Raw genomic sequence first — 16,628 nt, forward strand, 5'->3', positions numbered from 1 at the left:
GCTCCTGCGACTCGGACGATTACGGCCGCTTGGCCAGGCCGGGGATGCGCTTCTTCCGCCCGAAGGCGCGCTTGCCGTACGTCGGCACGGCGGACACCTCCCGGGTGGTGCGGTAGCGCGCGAGGGTGCCCAGGCCCGAGCCGGAGCTGTCGCCGCTCTCGGCGGCCACCGGGTCGTAGTCGAAACGGCGGGCCAGCACCATCACGGCGGGCACGACGAACGGCGCGAGCAGCACGTCGTAGAGCAGCGCGCTGAATGCCAGCCCGACCAGGCCGACATGGCGGGCGGCGCCGTCGCCGACCAGGGCGCCGACCATCGCGTACAGCAGCGTGGAGAGCACGGCGGCACCCGCGACCACGATCAGCGCGCTGAGCGCGGAGCGCTGGCGGCCGCCGTCGGGGCGCAGCAGGCCGGCCGCGTAGCCGAGCACGCAGAGCACCAGGGCGTAGCGGCCGATGGCGTGGTCCGAGGGCGGGGCGAGGTCGGTCAGCAGGCCGCCGAAGAAGCCGACCAGGCAGCCGGCGGCCGGGCCGTAGACCAGGGCCAGGCCGACCACCACCAGCATCAGCAGGTCGGGGGTGGCACCGGGCAGTTGGAGCCGGCCGAGCACGCTGACCTGGAGCACCAGGGCGAGCAGCAACAGGACGGCGGCGAGCGGGATGCGGCTGAGGCGCACGGTCAGTTCCCCCCGGTGGGTGCGGCCGCGGGCGGTGCGGCGGGCTGCTGCGGTGCGGGGGCGGCCGGGGCGCCCGCGGCGGGGGCGGGCGGCAGCACGGCGTCCCGCGGGTCGGTGCGCGGCGGCACGACCACCACACCGACCAGGTCGAGCCGGGTGAACTGGACGAAGGGCTCGACCTGGATGGTCTTGGTCAGCTCGCCCGGGGTCGCCTCGACCTTGACCACCTTGCCGACCGGCACGCCGGGCACGAACGGGCGGCCGCTCTGCGAGCCGAAGGTGACCAGCCGGTCGCCCGGCTTGACCTGGGCCTTGCCGTTGAGCAGGGAGACCCGCAGCGGGCCGGTGCCCTGGCCGTTGGCGAAGCCGATCTCCCCGCTTCCCTCGAGCCGGGCCCCGGCGGTGAAGCCGGGGTCGGAGGCGAGCAGCACGGTGGCGGTGGTGCGGGCCACGGTGGTGACCCGGCCGACCAGGCCCTGGCCGTTGATGACGGTCATGTCGCGGGTGAGGCCGTCGTCGCTGCCGGCGTCGATGGTGATGGTCCAGGAGAAGCCCTGGGCGGCCCCGATCGCGATGACCTGGGCCGCCTTGACGGTGTAGCCGCCGGCTCCGGCGGTGCGCAGCAGCTCGTCGAGCTGCTTGGTGCGGCCGGTGGCGGCGTCGGAGGAGGCGACCCGCTGGCGCAGCTCGGTGTTCTCCCGGGTGATCTGGTCGAGCCGCTGCTGGTGGGTGCTCGCGTCCCGGACCGCCCGGATCGTCCCGGCGACGGGGTCGACGGCCCCCGAGGCGGCCCGCTCGACCGGCCCGAGCGCACTCGCGGCGGCGCGTCTGGCGCCGCCCAGCGGCGAGCTCTCCCCGCCCTTGATGTCGACCGTGATGAGCGCGAACGCCACGGCGACCAGCAGGATGAGCAGGAGTCGGCTCTCTCGGGTGTCCCTCACGGTGGTGGAGCAGCCCCTTCTGGATTTGAGGTGGTGTCAGCGGCGCGGCTGCGCGTCGAGCACCTGCTGGAGGGCCTCGAACTCCTCGACGCACTTGCCGGAGCCGAGCGCGACGGAGTCCAGCGGGTTCTCCGCGATGTGGATGGGCATGCCGGTCTCGCGGCGAAGCCGCTCGTCCAGACCGCGGAGCAGGGCGCCGCCGCCGGTGAGCACGATGCCACGGTCCATCACATCACCCGCGAGCTCGGGCGGGCACTGGTCCAGCGTGGTCTTGACGGCGTCGATGATGGAGTTGACCGGCTCGTCGATGGCCTCGCGGACCTCGGCGGCCGAGATCACCACGGTCTTGGGGAGGCCGCTGACCAGGTCACGCCCGCGGATCTCGGCGTGCTCGTCCTTCTCACCCTCCAGAGCGAAGGCCGAGCCGATGCTCATCTTGATCTGCTCGGCGCTGCGCTCACCGAGCAGGAGGCTGTACTCCTTCTTGATGTGCTGGACGATCGCGTTGTCCAGCTCGTCGCCGGCGACCCGGATGGACTGCGCGGTGACGATGCCGCCGAGCGAGATCACGGCGACCTCGGTGGTGCCGCCGCCGATGTCGACCACCATGTTGCCGGTGGCCTCGTGCACGGGCAGGCCGGCGCCGATGGCGGCCGCCATCGGCTCCTCGATGATGTGCACCTGGCGCGCGCCGGCCTGCGAGCTGGCCTCGATCACGGCGCGGCGCTCGACCCCGGTGATGCCGCTGGGCACGCAGACCACGACCCGCGGGCGGGCCAGGTAGCGACGGCGGTGGATCTTGAGGATGAAGTAGCGGAGCATCCGCTCGGTGATCTCGAAGTCAGCGATCACGCCGTCCTTGAGCGGACGGATGGCGACGATGTTGCCGGGAGTGCGGCCGATCATCTTCTTCGCCTCGGAGCCCACCGCGAGGATGCCGCCGGTGTTGGTGTTCACCGCGACGACGGACGGCTCGTTGAGGACGATCCCCTTGCCCCTGACGTACACCAGCGTGTTGGCAGTGCCGAGGTCGATCGCCATGTCACGGCCGATGAACGACAGGTTGTTGGCCATGGAGAGTGGAAGCCTTCCCGGGCTCGGAGTCATCAGATGGCGGGGAGATGGGCGGAATTCAGCTTCAGCGCCGTACCGGGCCCAAGAGTTGAGTCCATCGTAGCCACGCCGGTCAGCTCGGACGCGATGTCCGGCATACCGCCCATTGTCCGGGGTGCGACCGCGTCTCACTGGATTGGGACGCCGTGTCGGAGCGTGGAGTTCCGTGATTTGACGATCAAACTCTGGTGTTAACACCGTTGGCCGACAGGTGGGGCCGGGTGTCGGTCAGCACCCGGCCCCACCTGGGCCTGCCTGCGCCGCGATCAGGCGTGCGCGGGGAAGAAGATCTTGATCTCGCGCTCGGCCGAGGCCTCGGAGTCGGAGGCGTGGATCAGGTTCTCGCGGGTGATGGTCGCGAAGTCGCCGCGGATGGTGCCCGGGCCCGCCTGCAGCGGGTCGGTGGCGCCGGCCAGCGCGCGGATGCCGGGGACGACGTTCTCACCCTCGACGATCAGGGCGATCGACGGGCCGGAGGTCATGAACTCGAGCAGCGGCTCGTAGAACGGGCGGCCGACGTGCTCCTCGTAGTGCTGCTCCAGCGTGGCGCGGTCGAACGTGCGCAGCTCGACCGCCGCGAGCTGCCAGCCCGCCTTGCGCTCGATCCGGCTGATGATCTCGCCGGCCAGGCCGCGCTTGACGGCGTCGGGCTTGAGCAGGACGAGAGTGCGCTGGGACACGGTGCGGCTCCTGGGGATTCGGTTCGGCATGGTGTATGCGGCCTTGCCCGAAACATTACCTTGCGTGAGCAGGCCGGGCCGCATACCCCTGGGCCCTGGTCAGGCCGCCTGGGCGGCCCGCTCGGCCTTGATCGTGTCGATCTTGCGGCCGTAGTGCACCGAGCACCACCACAGACCGGCGAACACCGCACCAAGTCCGAACATCGTCGGCAGGATGAAACCGCTGGCGATCAGGCCGAGCTGCAGCGCCCAGCCGATCGCCACCGCGCCCGGACGGCTGAGCATGCCGCACAGCAGGACGCACAGCACCATGGCGACTCCGCTGACGGCCCAGATCGCACCGGTGGAGACGTCGGTCGAGCGCATCGCCACCAGCGCGGCGAACAGCACCAGCAGGACTTCGCCGATCAGCGTCGAGGAGCAGAGGGTACGCACGGTCAGTTCCTCCCGAGCAGCAGGCGGGCCTCGCCGACGGTGATGACCGAGCCGGTGACGAGCACGCCGCAGCCGCCCAGGTCACCGCCCTCCTCGGCCAGCGTGACGGCGGCGTCGATCGCCTCGTCGAGGCGGGGCTCGACCTGCACGCGGTCCTCGCCGAAGATCTCCACGGCGACGGCGGCCAGCTCGTCCACCGGCATCCGGCGGTGGGTGGAGTTCTGGGTGATGACCACCTCGGCGAGCACCGGCTCGAAGGCCTCGAGGAAGCCGGAGACGTCCTTGTCGCCGCTGGTGCCGATCACGCCGACCAGCTTGGTGAAGCCGAAGGACTCGGTCAGCGCGGCCACCGTGGCCTGCGCGCCGCCCGGGTTGTGCGCGGCGTCGAGCAGGATGGTGGGGCTGCGCCGGACGACCTCCAGGCGGCCCGGGGAGCTGACGCCCGAGAAGGCCTGGCGGACCTTGTCGATGTCGAGCTTGCCGCCGCGCGCGCCGCCGACCCCGAAGAAGGCCTCGACGGCGGCCAGCGCCACGGCCGCGTTCTGCGCCTGGTGCTCGCCGTGCAGCGGCAGGAAGATGTCCTCGTAGTCCTCGCCGCTCAGCCCGCGCAGCGTCACCAGCTGCCCGCCGATGGCGATCTCGCGGTGCCGGACACCGAACTCCATGCCCTCGCGGGCCACCGTGGCGTCCACCTCGACGGCGCGGCGCAGGATGGTCTGCGCGGCGTCCAGCGGCTGCTGGGCCACCACCGCGACGGCGCCCGGCTTGATGATGCCGGACTTCTCCACGGCGATCTCGCCGGTGGTGTTGCCCAGCTTGTCGGTGTGGTCCAGCGAGATCGGGGTGATCACCGAGACCGGCGCGTCGATCACGTTGGTGGCGTCCCAGGAGCCGCCCATGCCGACCTCGACCACCGCGACGTCCACCGGGGCCTCGGCGAAGGCGGCGTACGCCATCGCGGTGAGCACCTCGAAGAAGGACAGTGCGACGGGCTGCTGCTCGTCCACCATCGCGAGGTAGGGCTCGATGTCCCGGTAGGTCTCGACGAAGCGCTCGGCGCTGATCGGGGCACCGTCCAGGCTGATCCGCTCGGTCACCGACTCGACGTGCGGGCTGGTGTACCGGCCGGTGCGCAGCTCGAAGGTGTTGAGCAGCTGCTCGACCATCCGCGCCGTGGAGGTCTTGCCGTTGGTGCCGGTGATGTGGATGGCCGGATAGGCCCGCTGCGGCTCGCCCAGGATGTCGAGCAGCGCCTCGATCCGGACCAGCGAGGGCTCCAGCTTGTTCTCGGGCCAGCGCTGCGAGAGCGCGAACTCCACCTCGCGCAGCGGATCGGCGCCTTCGGCCTGCTCGGCGGGGCGCATGGTGTACGGGTTCTGCTCGGCCTTGTCACTCACGCGCCCAGTCTACGGACGGGCCCCGGGCACCCCGACGGCGCGGTGACCTCCCCCACTTGGTAAAGACTTCCCCAAGTTGATCATATAGTCTTTCATTCGCAGGCGAACAGTGACGTTGTGCCTAAGTATCCAAGGCTTTCTACCCACGGGGGTCACTGTTGCGAAGCTTCTTCCAGGCCCATGAGGCTGCCGTCCTCCTGGTGGCACACACCCTCTCGCTCCTGCTGCTGGCCTACATGCTCTTCGTCTTCGGCCGCTTCCTGCTCTACTGGGCGGGCTCCGCGCACGCCTTCCGCCGCAACCGGCCCGCCACCCCGGGCGACCCCGCCTCCTTCCACTGGCACCTGGTCATCCCCTGCCGGGACGAGGAGGCCGTGGTCGAGCAGACCCTGGCCCGGCTGCGCGCCGCCTGCCCGCAGGCCCACCTGTGGGTGGTGGACGACGACAGCGAGGACGCCACCCGCACCCTGGTGCTGGCCGCCGCCGAGCGGGAGGGCGGCATCCACCTGGTGCAGCGCCGCCGCCCCGAGGCCCGGATCGGCAAGGGCGCCGCGCTCAACGCCGCGTACCGGGAGATCTCCGCCTGGCTGCCGCCCGGCACCGACCGCGGCCGGGTGGTGCTCGGCGTGATCGACGCCGACGGGCAGCTCGCCGCCGACGCGCTCGCGCAGGTCGCCAACGACCGGGCGATGGGCCGCCCCGACACCGGCGCGGTGCAGATCGGCGTCCGGATGCGGAACGCCGACGCGCGGCAGCCGCTGCCGGAGCGCGGCCGCCTGGCCAACGCCTTCGCCCGCGCGCTGGTGCGGATGCAGGACATCGAGTTCCAGGCCGGCAACGCCGGAATGCAGCTGCTGCGCCGCCGCACCGGCTCGGTGGGCCTGGGCGGCAACGGCCAGTTCGTCCGGCTCTCCGCGCTCGACTCGCTCACCGGCGGCCACGGCTCCCCCTGGCCCGAGCGGGCCCTGCTGGAGGACTACGAATCCGGCCTCGAGCTGCGGCTGGCCGGCTGGCGGCTGACCCACGTGCACGAGACCAGCGTCTCCCAGGAGGGCCTGGTCTCCGCCCGGCGCTTCCTCACCCAGCGCACCCGCTGGGCCCAGGGCAACCTGCAGTGCCTGCGGTACACCGGGCGGGTGCTGCGCTCGAAGGAGTACACCGCGAGCGGCAAGGCCGAGGTGTTCTACACCTTCCTCCAGCCGCTGGCCGCCGTGGCGCTGGTGCTGCTCACGCCCGTCTCGATCGGTATCTCCTTCGCCACCCGGGTCTTCTACCCCTCGGACGCGGCCGGCTTCGAGGAGCGGTTCGGGCCGTGGATGCTGCTGGCCTTCGTGGTCGCCGCCACGCCCCTGATGCTCTGGGGCCTGACCTACCGGCGGCTGGTGACGCCGGACCGCCGGTGGCTGACCGGGCTGCTCTGGGGCCTGCTCTTCTGGCTCTTCACCTACCACCTCTTCCTCGTGGCCACCCGGGCCGCGCTGCGCATCCTGCTCGGCCGCAACGGCTGGGCCAAGACCCGCCGCAACGCCGAGACCACCACCGCCGGCGCGCCCACCGCCCTCGAAGCCTGATCGGAGACCCGAGATGACCGTGCACCACCTCCCCCGCCGCACCGGCTCGCCCCGGATCGCCGTCGTCCTCGGCACCCGCCCCGAGCTGGTCAAGCTCGCCCCGCTGATCCACGAACTCGGGCCCGCCGCCCGCCTGGTGCACACCGGCCAGCACTGGGACGAGGCGATGTCCGGCCGCTTCCTGCGCGAACTCGACCTGCCCGAGCCCGAGTTGCTCACCGGAGTGGGCGGCCGCCCGCGCGCCGGGCAGATCGCCGCCTCGCTCGACCAGCTGGACGCCGCCTTCGCCGCCGAGCGCCCGGGCGCCGTCGTCGTCCAGGGCGACACCAACGCCACCCTGGCCGGCGCGCTGGCCGCCAACGCCCGGGGCATCCCGCTGGTGCACGTCGAGGCCGGGCTGCGCAGCCACGACCGGGCGATGCCCGAGGAGCACAACCGGGTCATGGTCGACCACATCGCCGACCTGCTCTGCGCCGCCACCGAGGACAACCTGGCCAACCTGCGCGCCGAAGCCGTCCCCGCCGAGCGGGTGGCCCTCACCGGCAACACCGTGGTCGAGGTGGTCCGCGCCGGCCTGCCGTCCGCTGCCGAGCGTGCGGCCCTGCTGGCCCGGTACGGCCTGCGGCCCGACGAGTACGTGCTCGCCACCGTGCACCGCCCCGAGAACACCGACACCGCGGAGGCGCTCGGCGCCGTGCTCGCCGAACTCGCCGCGCTGGGCCGCCCGGTGCTCTTCCCCATGCACCCCCGCACCCGGGCCGCCGTCGAGCGCTTCGGGCTCACCCCGCTGCTCGCCGGGCTGCGGGTGACCGAGCCCGTCGGGTACGCCGAGTTCCTGGGCCTGGCCCGGCACGCCGCGCTGCTCGTCTCCGACTCCGGCGGGGTGCAGGAGGAGTGCACCGTGCTCGGCCGCCCACTGCTCGTGGTCCGGCGCTCCACCGAACGCCCCGAGGCCGTCGCCGCCGGCTTCGCCACCCTGGTCGAGCCCGGCCCCGAACTCGGCCGCCTCGCCGCGGAATGGCTGGCCGACACCCCCGCCCGCCTCGCCTGCCTCGCCACCACCCCGAGCCCGTACGGCGACGGCCTCGCCTCCGCCCGCATCGCCCGCCTGACCACCGAACTGGCCGGTCCCTTTCAGGCAGCCGCTTAAGTGGCAACCACCCCAGGGGCGCGGGGAACTGCGCTGCCAACCGTGCACGGCCCGCACCCTCCCGCCGCGCGCAGTTCCTCGCGCCCCTGGGTAGTGCAACCGCGCGCCCTGCCCGAAGGGCCCCCTACGAGTGCCTGGCTTCGGGGATCCGGGAGCAGTGCCGCCGCCGCAGTTCGGCCGTGATCTCCTCCGCCTCCCCCTCCGGGAGGAGCGGGAGCATCATCGCCACCGCCTGCAACAGCCCGCCCAGCAGGTACGTGGTGTCCGGGGTCGCCGCAACGAGCCCCCGGACCAGGGCGACGTCGCCCTGCCCCACCGCCTCCACCAGCCGGGCGACGTCCGCCGCCTCCTCGTCCACCGCGACGGCCGAGGTGTCGGACGGCGCCCGCTGGGCCATCACCCGCAGCACCCGGTCCCCCACCTCGGGCGCGTACGCCTTGCGGACGGACTCCGCGGCGATCCAGACCAGCAGCGTCGTCACCTCACGCTCGACGTGCCGCTCGAAGAGCTCGTCCAGCTGCCGGTCGAAGGCGAGTTGGTTGCCGTGCCGGAAGGCCAGCAGCAGCGTGGCCGCCCGCGCCTTCGCCGCCTCGACCTCGGCCGCGGGCAGTTCGTCGGCCAACTCCACGGTCATCACCACGCCGTGCCCTCCCGTCATGCGCCACCGCTGCAGAACTTCTGCTCACCGTACACAGTGGAACTGCAAGTTCTGGTGAACTCGCGCACGCAACACAACTGGCCGCGACAATTACCACCCGCCGCAATAACCGGAAAGCCCCCGGGGTTTCGCCGTCAATTCCCGTCGGCCGAAACGGAATCCGCCCCCTACGCGCTCACCGCGAACACCCGCCGAAGCGCCTCGACCTCCTCGACGCAACTCCCCGACCCGACGGCCACACAGTCCAGCGGATTCTCCGCGACCCGCACCGGCAGCCCGGTCTCCCGGGCCAGGCGCCGGTCCAGGCCGCGCAGCAGCGCGCCGCCGCCGGTGAGCACGATGCCCTGGCCCATCACGTCGCCGGAGAGCTCGGGCGGCACCTCGTCCAGGGTCAGCTTCACCGCCGCGACGATCTCGGCCACCGGCTCGTCCAGGGCCGCGCGGATCTGCTCCGCCGTCACCACGGCCGTCCGGGGCAGGCCCTCGACGGCGTCCCGGCCCCGGACCTCGACCTCCGCGGGCTCCTCCGGGCCGAAGGAGCCCGGCTCGGCCGAGCCGATCACCAGCTTGACGTCCTCGGCGGTGCGCTCGCCGATCAGCAGGCCGTGGTCCTTCTTCACCTGGCGGATCACCGCGGCGTCCAGCCGGTCCCCCGCGCAGCGGATCGACTGGGCGGCGACGATCCCGCCGAGCGACAGCACCGCCACCTCGGTCGTGCCGCCGCCGATGTCCACCACCATCGAGCCGGTCGGCTCCTGCACCGGCAGCCCGGCCCCGATCGCGGCCGCCATCGGCTCCTCGATCAGGTGCACCGAGCGGGCTCCGGCGCTGCTCACGGCCTCGATGACGGCCCGTCGCTCGACGCCCGTGATACCGCTCGGCACGCAGACCACGACCCGGGGCTTGGCACCGAAGAAACGGCCCGGCCGGCCGGTGACCTTGGCCAGCAGGTGGCGGAGCAGGTGCCGGGTGCCCTCGAAGTCGGCGATCACACCGTCCTGCAGGGGCCGGCCGGCCACGATGTCGCCAGGGGTGCGGCCGAGGGTGCGCTTGGCCTCGGCGCCGACGCTGAGCACCTCGCCGGTGCGCCGGTCCATCGCGACCACGGAAGGCTCGTTGAGCACGATCCCCTTGCCGCGGAGGTAGACCAGGGTGTTGGCCGTTCCGAGATCGATGCCAATGTCCTGACCGCGCCTTGCTTGCGTACTCGCCATTGGCCCGCCCTTTTCTCTTCGTGCACGTCCGCAGAGGGCCAAGGGTACGTCAGGAATTTCGGCCGAACGGCCTATCAGGAACGGGCGATTACCTGCCGAATAGCGCTCGGCCCGAAGGTCCCTGACGAAGCAGGACTTTGGACCCTGGAAAAACGCCGCAGGGGCACCCGGACGACGTCCGGATACCCCTGCGGTACGCGCGGCGACTAGCTCGCGGGCAGCGCCGCCAGCTGGGCGGTGATGCGGGCGATGTCGGCCTCGGCGGTCTCCTGGCGGGCCTTGATCTTCGCCACCACGTCGTCCGGGGCCTTGGCCAGGAAGCCCTCGTTGCCGAGCTTGCCGGCGCACTGCGCCTTCTCCTTCTCGGCGGCCGCGAGGTCCTTCGCCAGGCGCTTGCGCTCGGCGGCGACGTCGATGGTGCCGGAGAGGTCCAGTGCCACGGTGGCCCCGGCCACCGGCAGCGAGGCGGTGGCCGAGAAGCCCTCCTCGGGCGCGGTCAGCCGCAGCAGCGAGCGGATCGCGTCCTCGTGGGCGGCAAGCTGAGTACCGTCCAGCGTGAGGGTGGCGGGCACCTTCTGGCCGGGCTTGAGGCCCTGGTCCGAGCGGAACCGGCGGACTTCGGTGACGACCTGCTGCAGGGTGGCGATCTCGGCCTCGGCGGCCTCGTCCCGGCGGGTGGGGTCGGCCTTCGGCCACTCGGCGATCACCAGCGACTCGGCGCCGGTGAGCGTCGTCCAGAGCGCCTCGGTGACGAAGGGGACGACCGGGTGCAGCAGGCGCAGCGTCACGTCGAGCACCTCGCCGAGCACCCGGCGCGCGGCGTCGGCCTGCGGGCCGCCCTTGGCCAGGGTGGTCTTGGAGAGCTCGACGTACCAGTCGAAGACCTCGTCCCAGGCGAAGTGGAACAGCGCGTCCGAGAGCTTGGCGAACTGGTAGTCCTCGTAGAGCGCGTCCACCTCGGCCGTGACGGCCTGCAGGCGGGAGAGAATCCAGCGGTCGACCGCCGTCATCTCCTCCGGCGCGGGCAGCGGGCCCTCGACGGTGGCGCCGTTCATCAGCGCGAAGCGGGTCGCGTTCCAGATCTTGTTGCAGAAGTTGCGCGAGCCCTTGACCCAGTCCTCGCCGATCGGCACGTCCGCGCCGGGGTTGGCGCCGCCGGCCAGGGTGAAGCGGACGGCGTCGGCGCCGTAGGCGTCCATCCAGTCCAGCGGGTCGACGGCGTTCGGGTTGGACTTGGACATCTTCTTGCCGAACTCGTCACGGACGAGACCGGTGAGCGCGATGGTGTGGAACGGCGCCTGGCCGTCCATCGCGTACAGGCCGAACATCATCATCCGGGCGACCCAGAAGAAGATGATGTCGTGGCCGGTGAGCAGCACGTCGGTGGCGTAGAACTTCTCCAGGTCCGGCGTCTGCTCGGGCCAGCCCAGGGTCGAGAAGGGCCACAGGCCGGAGGAGAACCAGGTGTCCAGGACGTCGGGGTCCTGGTGCCAGCCCTCACCGGCGGGCGGCTGCTCGTCGGGGCCGACGCAGACGACCTCGCCGTCGGGGCCGTACCAGACCGGGATGCGGTGACCCCACCACAGCTGGCGCGAGATGCACCAGTCGTACATGTTGTCGACCCAGTCGAAGTAGCGGCGCTCCATCTCCTTCGGGTGGATCTGCACCCGGCCGTCGCGGACGGCGTCGCCGGCGGCCTGGGCCAGCGGCTCGACCTTGACCCACCACTGCAGCGAGAGCCGCGGCTCGACGATGGTGTGGCAGCGCGAGCAGTGGCCCACGGCGTGCATGTAGGGGCGCTTCTCGGCGACGATCCGGCCCTGCTCGCGCAGGGTGCCGACCACGGCGGCACGGGCCTCCAGGCGGTCCAGGCCCAGGAAGGGGCCGTGCGCGGTGATGACACCGTGCTCGTCCATCACGCTGAGGTTCGGCAGGTTGTGGCGCTGGCCGATGGCGAAGTCGTTCGGGTCGTGCGCCGGGGTCACCTTGACGGCGCCGGTGCCGAACTCCGGGTCCACGTGGGCGTCGGCCACGACCGGGATGCGACGGTCCGTCAGCGGCAGCGCGATGGTCTTCCCGACCAGGTGCGCGTAGCGCTCGTCCTCCGGGTGGACGGCGATCGCGGTGTCACCGAGCAGGGTCTCGGCGCGGGTGGTCGCGACCACGATCGAATCGTCACCGTCCCCGTAGCGGATCGAGACCAGCTCGCCGGGGCTGTCCTCGTGCTCGACCTCGATGTCCGAGAGCGCGGTGAGGCAGCGCGGGCACCAGTTGATGATGCGCTCGGCGCGGTAGATCAGGCCGTCGTCGAAGAGCTTCTTGAAGATGGTCTGGACGGCCTTGGACAGGCCCTCGTCCATGGTGAAGCGCTCGCGCGACCAGTCCACGCCGTCACCCAGGCGCTTCATCTGGCCGAGGATCTTGCCGCCGTAGTTCTCCTTCCACTCCCAGACCTTCTCGACGAAGGCCTCGCGGCCGATGTCGTGGCGGGAGAGGCCGGATTCGGCGAGCTGCTGCTCCACCTTGTTCTGGGTGGCGATGCCGGCGTGGTCCATGCCGGGCAGCCAGAGCGTCTCGTAGCCCTGCATGCGCTTACGGCGCGTCAGGGCGTCCATCAGGGTGTGCTGGAAGGCGTGGCCCAGGTGCAGGGCACCGGTCACGTTCGGCGGGGGGATGACGATGGTGTACGGCGGCTTCTCGCTCTTCGCGTCGGCCGTGAAGTAACCGCGGTCTACCCAGCGCTGGTACAGCTCGCCCTCTACGTCGGCCGGCGCGTAGGTCGTAGGGAGGGTGGCTGCTTCGTCCCCGGGGAGCACGGGCTGCTCGGGGCGCTGGTTCGTGGTGTCGGTCACGACGCACAGTTTACGGTAGCGTGCCCCGGTGCCTGAGCGATCTTGATTCGGGTGCGGACAGTGACCGACCCGGGGGAGAGACGCCGATGTACGGCCAACCACAGCCACAGCAGCCCTACGGACAGCCGCCGCACCCCGGCGCGCCGCAGCCGGGGTACGGCCAGCAGCCGACCCCGCCTCCGTACGGACAGCAGCCGTACGGACAGCCCCAGCAGCCGTACGGGCAGCAGCAGCCCCCGGCCTACGGCTACCCGCAGCAGGCCCCCGCCTACGGCTACCCGCAGCAGCCGTACGGCGCGCCCGGCGGCTACCCGCCGCCCCAGCCCGCGCCCAAGAACCGCGCCGGCCTGGTGATCGGGCTGGTCGTCGGGGCCCTGGTGCTGGTCGGCGGCGGCCTCGGGGTGTACGCGCTCACCAGCAAGGGCGGAGCCCCGCTCGCCGGACCGAAGCACAAGGTGGTGCTTCCGAACGAGTTCAAGGGCCTGCAGCGGAACGACAGCAGCCCCACGGCGGGCCGGCTCAACAGCAGCGTGTCCGACAACTACGGCAAGGACGGCGGTGGCTGGACCTCGACCGCGACGGTCAGCGCGCTCTACAGCTCCCCCGACATGAGCCAGATCATCATGGTCGCGGGCAGCTACGGCAGCACCTCCGTCGACCCCGGTCGGCACGTGGACGCCTTCTTCAAGGGTTTCACCTCCTCGGCGACGACCCCCGTCGTGTCGCAGAGCGAGGCCCCGGGGCCGCTCGGCGGCACCATGAAATGCGCCATCGTCCCGAACGGAGCAGTCCAGCTGGGCGCCTGCACCTGGGCGGACAACAGCACCGTTGTGACGGTCACGGAGATGGGCAAGACCCTCGACGTCAGCGCGCTCGCCGCCGATGCCCGCGAGCTGCGCCGCACCGCCGAAGTTCCGCTGTAACGCAGGAAGGGGCGGCCCGCCGAAGCGGGCCGCCCCTTCTCCGTCGGACTTACGCGCTCTTCTCCCGGCGCTCGCGCTTGATCATGTCGCGCGGGACGAGGGTCGGGATGGCGTGCTTGGAGACCACGTCACCGGTGACGACCACGCGGGCGACGTCCTGGCGCGAGGGCACCTCGTACATCACGGACATCAGCACCTCCTCCATGATCGCCCGCAGGCCTCGGGCACCGGTGCCGCGCAGGATCGCCTGGTCCGCGATGGCCTCCAGCGCGTCCCGGGTGAACTCCAGCTCCACGCCGTCGAGTTCGAAGAGCTTGCGGTACTGCTTGACCAGCGCGTTCTTCGGCTCGGTGAGGATCTGCAGCAGCGCCTCGCGGTCGAGGTTGTGCACGCTGGTGATCACCGGCAGACGGCCGATGAACTCGGGGATCATGCCGAACTTGACCAAGTCCTCCGGCATGACCTGGCGGAAGTGGTCGCTCGAGTCGATCTCGCGCTTCGAGCGGATGTTGGCGCCGAAGCCGATGCCCTTGGCACCCGCGCGGCCCTCGATGATCCGCTCCAGGCCGGCGAAGGCGCCGCCGACGATGAAGAGCACGTTGGTGGTGTCGATCTGGATGAACTCCTGGTGGGGGTGCTTACGGCCCCCCTGCGGCGGCACCGAGGCGGTGGTGCCCTCCAGGATCTTCAGCAGCGCCTGCTGCACGCCCTCGCCCGAGACGTCCCGGGTGATCGACGGGTTCTCGCTCTTGCGGGCCACCTTGTCGATCTCGTCGATGTAGATGATCCCGGTCTCGGCCTTCTTGACGTCGTAGTCGGCCGCCTGGATGAGCTTGAGCAGGATGTTCTCGACGTCCTCGCCCACGTAGCCGGCCTCGGTGAGGGCGGTGGCGTCGGCGATCGCGAACGGCACGTTCAGCATCCGGGCCAGGGTCTGCGCGAGCAGCGTCTTGCCGGAGCCGGTCGGGCCGAGCAGCAGGATGTTGGACTTCGCCAGCTCGATGGCGTCCTCGCGGCCGTTGCCGCCGCTGCGGCCGGCCTCGCCCGCCTGGACGCGCTTGTAGTGGTTGTAGACCGCGACCGAGAGCGACTTCTTCGCCAAGTCCTGCCCGACCACGTACTGGTCGAGGAACTCGTAGATCTCGCGGGGCTTCGGGAGCTCCTCGAACCGGACCTCGGAGGTCTCGGCGAGCTCCTCCTCGATGATCTCGTTGCAGAGATCGATGCACTCGTCACAGATGTACACGCCAGGCCCGGCGATCAGCTTCTTCACCTGCTTCTGCGACTTGCCGCAGAACGAGCACTTGAGCAGGTCGCCACCGTCTCCGATGCGTGCCACGAGGTGCTTCCCCTTCGCCAGGGGCCCCGCGGGGGTCCGGGGCCTGGTGCTGTGAGCCGGGCCGCAGTCAGCCAGCCGGTCTCGCTATTCGACGGTACTCTGCCGAGCCGGTGAATCCGCCGTCTTCGGCAGGTCTGCCGTACGCCCTGGGCGAATTGATACCGAACAGATGCCGCCGCGCGGGGTTCGGCACCGCAGTGCGCGGTACCGGCCCACCACTGAATTGTGCCGGGCCGAGCGCCCGACCGGAACGGGGCGGGGAGTGACGTACGCCCCGCCCCGCCCCCTTGCAGCACGCCGTCAGTCGGTCAGCGACGTCTTGCGGGTCGAGATGATCTGATCGATCAGGCCGTACTCCAGCGCCTCCTCGGCGGTGAGGATCTTGTCGCGCTCGATGTCCTCGCGGACGGTGGCGACGTCCTTGTTGGAGTGCTTGGAGAGCATCTCCTCCAGCTGCTCGCGCATCCGGAAGATCTCCTTGGCCTGGATCTCCAGGTCGGAGACCTGGCCGCGGCCGGTCTCGGTGTACGGCTGGTGGATCAGGATCCGGGCGTTCGGCAGCGCCATCCGCTTGCCGGGGGTGCCGGCCGCGAGCAGCACGGCGGCGGCGGAGGCCGCCTGGCCCATGCAGACCGTCTGGATGTCGGGCTTCACGAACTGCATGGTGTCGTAGATCGCCGTCAGCGCGGTGAAGGAACCGCCCGGGGAGTTGATGTAGAGCGAGATGTCACGGTCCGGGTCCATCGACTCCAGGCACATCAGCTGGGCCATGATGTCGTTCGCCGAGACATCGTCCACCTGCGAGCCGAGGAAGATGATGCGCTCCTCGAACAGCTTGGCGTACGGGTCGTACTCGCGGACGCCCTGCGAGGTGCGCTCGACGAAGCGCGGGACGATGTACCGGCCCTCGGCGCGGGCGCCGTAGAACTCGCCGCGGGGCGACTGGGGGGTGTTCATGGGGTGTTCTGTCCTCCGAAGCGTACGGTCAGGTCAAGTCTCTGAGCTGCGCGGCGGCCGTCAGGCGCCGGTGCCGCCACCGCCGGGGACGTCCGCGGCGCTGTGCATGATCGAGTCGATCAGGCCGTACTCCTTGGCCTCCTCCGGCGTGAACCAGCGGTCACGGTCGGAGTCGGCGGTGACCCGCTCGAAGGACTGGCCGCTGTGCTGGGCGATCAGCTCGGACATCCGCTTCTTGGTGCGCAGCAGCTGCTCGGCCTGGATCCGGATGTCCGTGGCGGAGCCGCCGAGGCCCGCGGAGGGCTGGTGCATCAGGATGTTGGCGTTCGGAAGCGAGAAGCGCTTGCCCTTGGCGCCGGCGGTGAGCAGGAACTGGCCCATCGAGGCCGCCATGCCCATCGCGATCGTCACCACGTCGTTCTTGATGTACTGCATGGTGTCGTAGATCGCCATGCCCGCGGTGATCGAGCCGCCGGGGGAGTTGATGTAGAGGTAGATGTCCTTGTCCGGGTCGGCGGCCAGGAGCAGCAGCTGAGCGGTGATCTTGTTGGCGATGTCGTCGTCGACCTGCTGGCCGAGGAAGATGATGCGCTCGTTGAGCAGCCGGTTGTAGACCTGGTCGCCCAGGCCGCCGAGCACGTCACCAGCGGCGGCGTGCGGCGCCATCAGGCCAGGCATCTGCATCTGCGGGAACGTCACTTAGGCACCTGCTCAATCGAATT

The 16,628-nt window shown here is 71.0% G+C and carries 15 protein-coding genes; 3 read left to right on the forward strand and 12 right to left on the reverse strand.

The window, feature by feature from the left end; translation table 11 throughout:
- Nucleotides 1-19 precede the first annotated feature (19 nt).
- From mreD to folC, 6 genes are all read right to left on the reverse strand, one after another.
- Complete coding sequence (gene mreD / locus ABT095_RS20125; protein WP_350530801.1) at nucleotides 20-676, reverse strand: rod shape-determining protein MreD; 657 nt, start codon at nucleotides 674-676, stop codon at nucleotides 20-22.
- A gap of 2 nt (nucleotides 677-678) precedes the next feature.
- On the reverse strand, nucleotides 679-1,617 hold the full coding sequence (mreC, locus tag ABT095_RS20130) for a rod shape-determining protein MreC (RefSeq protein ID WP_350530802.1): 939 nt from the start codon (nucleotides 1,615-1,617) through the stop codon (nucleotides 679-681).
- A 36-nt stretch (nucleotides 1,618-1,653) separates the two neighbouring features.
- A complete protein-coding gene (locus ABT095_RS20135) occupies nucleotides 1,654-2,679 on the reverse strand; it encodes a rod shape-determining protein (protein ID WP_073927935.1) in 1,026 nt (341 codons plus the stop codon).
- A gap of 317 nt (nucleotides 2,680-2,996) precedes the next feature.
- A complete protein-coding gene (ndk, locus tag ABT095_RS20140; RefSeq protein WP_350530803.1) occupies nucleotides 2,997-3,410 on the reverse strand; it encodes a nucleoside-diphosphate kinase in 414 nt (137 codons plus the stop codon).
- A gap of 99 nt (nucleotides 3,411-3,509) precedes the next feature.
- Nucleotides 3,510-3,845 carry a DUF4233 domain-containing protein gene (locus tag ABT095_RS20145; protein ID WP_350530804.1) on the reverse strand — a complete coding sequence of 112 codons (336 nt, stop codon included), beginning with the start codon at nucleotides 3,843-3,845 and terminating at the stop codon, nucleotides 3,510-3,512.
- A gap of 2 nt (nucleotides 3,846-3,847) precedes the next feature.
- Nucleotides 3,848-5,209, reverse strand: a complete 1,362-nt coding sequence (gene folC / locus ABT095_RS20150; protein ID WP_350530852.1) for a bifunctional tetrahydrofolate synthase/dihydrofolate synthase — start codon at nucleotides 5,207-5,209, stop codon at nucleotides 3,848-3,850.
- A 191-nt stretch (nucleotides 5,210-5,400) separates the two neighbouring features.
- On the opposite strand from folC, the gene ABT095_RS20155 reads away from it, so the two are divergent.
- Complete coding sequence (locus ABT095_RS20155) at nucleotides 5,401-6,813, forward strand: XrtP-associated glycosyltransferase (RefSeq protein WP_350530805.1); 1,413 nt, start codon at nucleotides 5,401-5,403, stop codon at nucleotides 6,811-6,813.
- Nucleotides 6,814-6,826: 13 nt separating this feature from the next.
- Complete coding sequence (gene wecB / locus ABT095_RS20160; protein ID WP_350530806.1) at nucleotides 6,827-7,963, forward strand: non-hydrolyzing UDP-N-acetylglucosamine 2-epimerase; 1,137 nt, start codon at nucleotides 6,827-6,829, stop codon at nucleotides 7,961-7,963.
- Between the two features lie 124 nt (nucleotides 7,964-8,087).
- On the opposite strand, the gene ABT095_RS20165 is transcribed toward wecB, so the two are convergent.
- The 3 genes from ABT095_RS20165 to ABT095_RS20175 form a co-directional block, all read right to left on the reverse strand.
- Nucleotides 8,088-8,621, reverse strand: a complete 534-nt coding sequence (locus tag ABT095_RS20165) for a hypothetical protein (protein ID WP_350530807.1) — start codon at nucleotides 8,619-8,621, stop codon at nucleotides 8,088-8,090.
- 167 nt (nucleotides 8,622-8,788) lie between these two features.
- Nucleotides 8,789-9,835 (reverse strand): rod shape-determining protein, encoded by a 1,047-nt coding sequence (locus ABT095_RS20170; RefSeq protein WP_350530808.1) that lies wholly within the window; start codon nucleotides 9,833-9,835, stop codon nucleotides 8,789-8,791.
- 206 nt (nucleotides 9,836-10,041) lie between these two features.
- Nucleotides 10,042-12,651, reverse strand: coding sequence for a valine--tRNA ligase (locus ABT095_RS20175; RefSeq protein ID WP_350530853.1), 2,610 nt, complete (start codon nucleotides 12,649-12,651; stop codon nucleotides 10,042-10,044).
- A 122-nt stretch (nucleotides 12,652-12,773) separates the two neighbouring features.
- Here ABT095_RS20175 and ABT095_RS20180 point away from each other — a divergent pair, with 122 nt between their 5' ends.
- Entirely contained in the window at nucleotides 12,774-13,610 is an 837-nt protein-coding gene (locus tag ABT095_RS20180) for a hypothetical protein (RefSeq protein ID WP_350530809.1), read from the forward strand.
- A gap of 49 nt (nucleotides 13,611-13,659) precedes the next feature.
- Here ABT095_RS20180 and clpX read toward each other — a convergent pair whose 3' ends face one another.
- From clpX to ABT095_RS20195, 3 genes are all read right to left on the reverse strand, one after another.
- Nucleotides 13,660-14,949 (reverse strand): ATP-dependent Clp protease ATP-binding subunit ClpX, encoded by a 1,290-nt coding sequence (clpX, locus tag ABT095_RS20185; protein ID WP_350530810.1) that lies wholly within the window; start codon nucleotides 14,947-14,949, stop codon nucleotides 13,660-13,662.
- A gap of 300 nt (nucleotides 14,950-15,249) precedes the next feature.
- The gene (locus ABT095_RS20190) at nucleotides 15,250-15,906 is read right to left on the reverse strand and encodes an ATP-dependent Clp protease proteolytic subunit (protein ID WP_350530811.1); all 657 of its coding nucleotides are present in this window, start codon (nucleotides 15,904-15,906) and stop codon (nucleotides 15,250-15,252) included.
- A gap of 60 nt (nucleotides 15,907-15,966) precedes the next feature.
- Complete coding sequence (locus tag ABT095_RS20195) at nucleotides 15,967-16,584, reverse strand: ATP-dependent Clp protease proteolytic subunit (protein WP_350530854.1); 618 nt, start codon at nucleotides 16,582-16,584, stop codon at nucleotides 15,967-15,969.
- Nucleotides 16,585-16,628: the final 44 nt, after the last annotated feature.

This window comes from Kitasatospora sp. NPDC002227 (genome assembly GCF_040296285.1).
In the GTDB taxonomy this organism is placed as follows: domain Bacteria; phylum Actinomycetota; class Actinomycetes; order Streptomycetales; family Streptomycetaceae; genus Kitasatospora.

Excerpts from the sequence above, each read along its gene's own strand:
- folC (WP_350530852.1), bottom strand. The coding sequence starts at position 5,209 with ATGCGCCCCGCCGAGCAGGCCGAAGGCGCCGATCCGCTGCGCGAGGTG.
- ABT095_RS20180 (WP_350530809.1), top strand. The coding sequence starts at position 12,774 with ATGTACGGCCAACCACAGCCACAGCAGCCCTACGGACAGCCGCCGCAC.
- ABT095_RS20190 (WP_350530811.1), bottom strand. The coding sequence starts at position 15,906 with ATGAACACCCCCCAGTCGCCCCGCGGCGAGTTCTACGGCGCCCGCGCC.
- ABT095_RS20195 (WP_350530854.1), bottom strand. The coding sequence starts at position 16,584 with ATGCCTGGCCTGATGGCGCCGCACGCCGCCGCTGGTGACGTGCTCGGC.
- wecB (WP_350530806.1), top strand. The coding sequence starts at position 6,827 with ATGACCGTGCACCACCTCCCCCGCCGCACCGGCTCGCCCCGGATCGCC.
- ABT095_RS20165 (WP_350530807.1), bottom strand. The coding sequence starts at position 8,621 with ATGACGGGAGGGCACGGCGTGGTGATGACCGTGGAGTTGGCCGACGAA.
- ABT095_RS20170 (WP_350530808.1), bottom strand. The coding sequence starts at position 9,835 with ATGGCGAGTACGCAAGCAAGGCGCGGTCAGGACATTGGCATCGATCTC.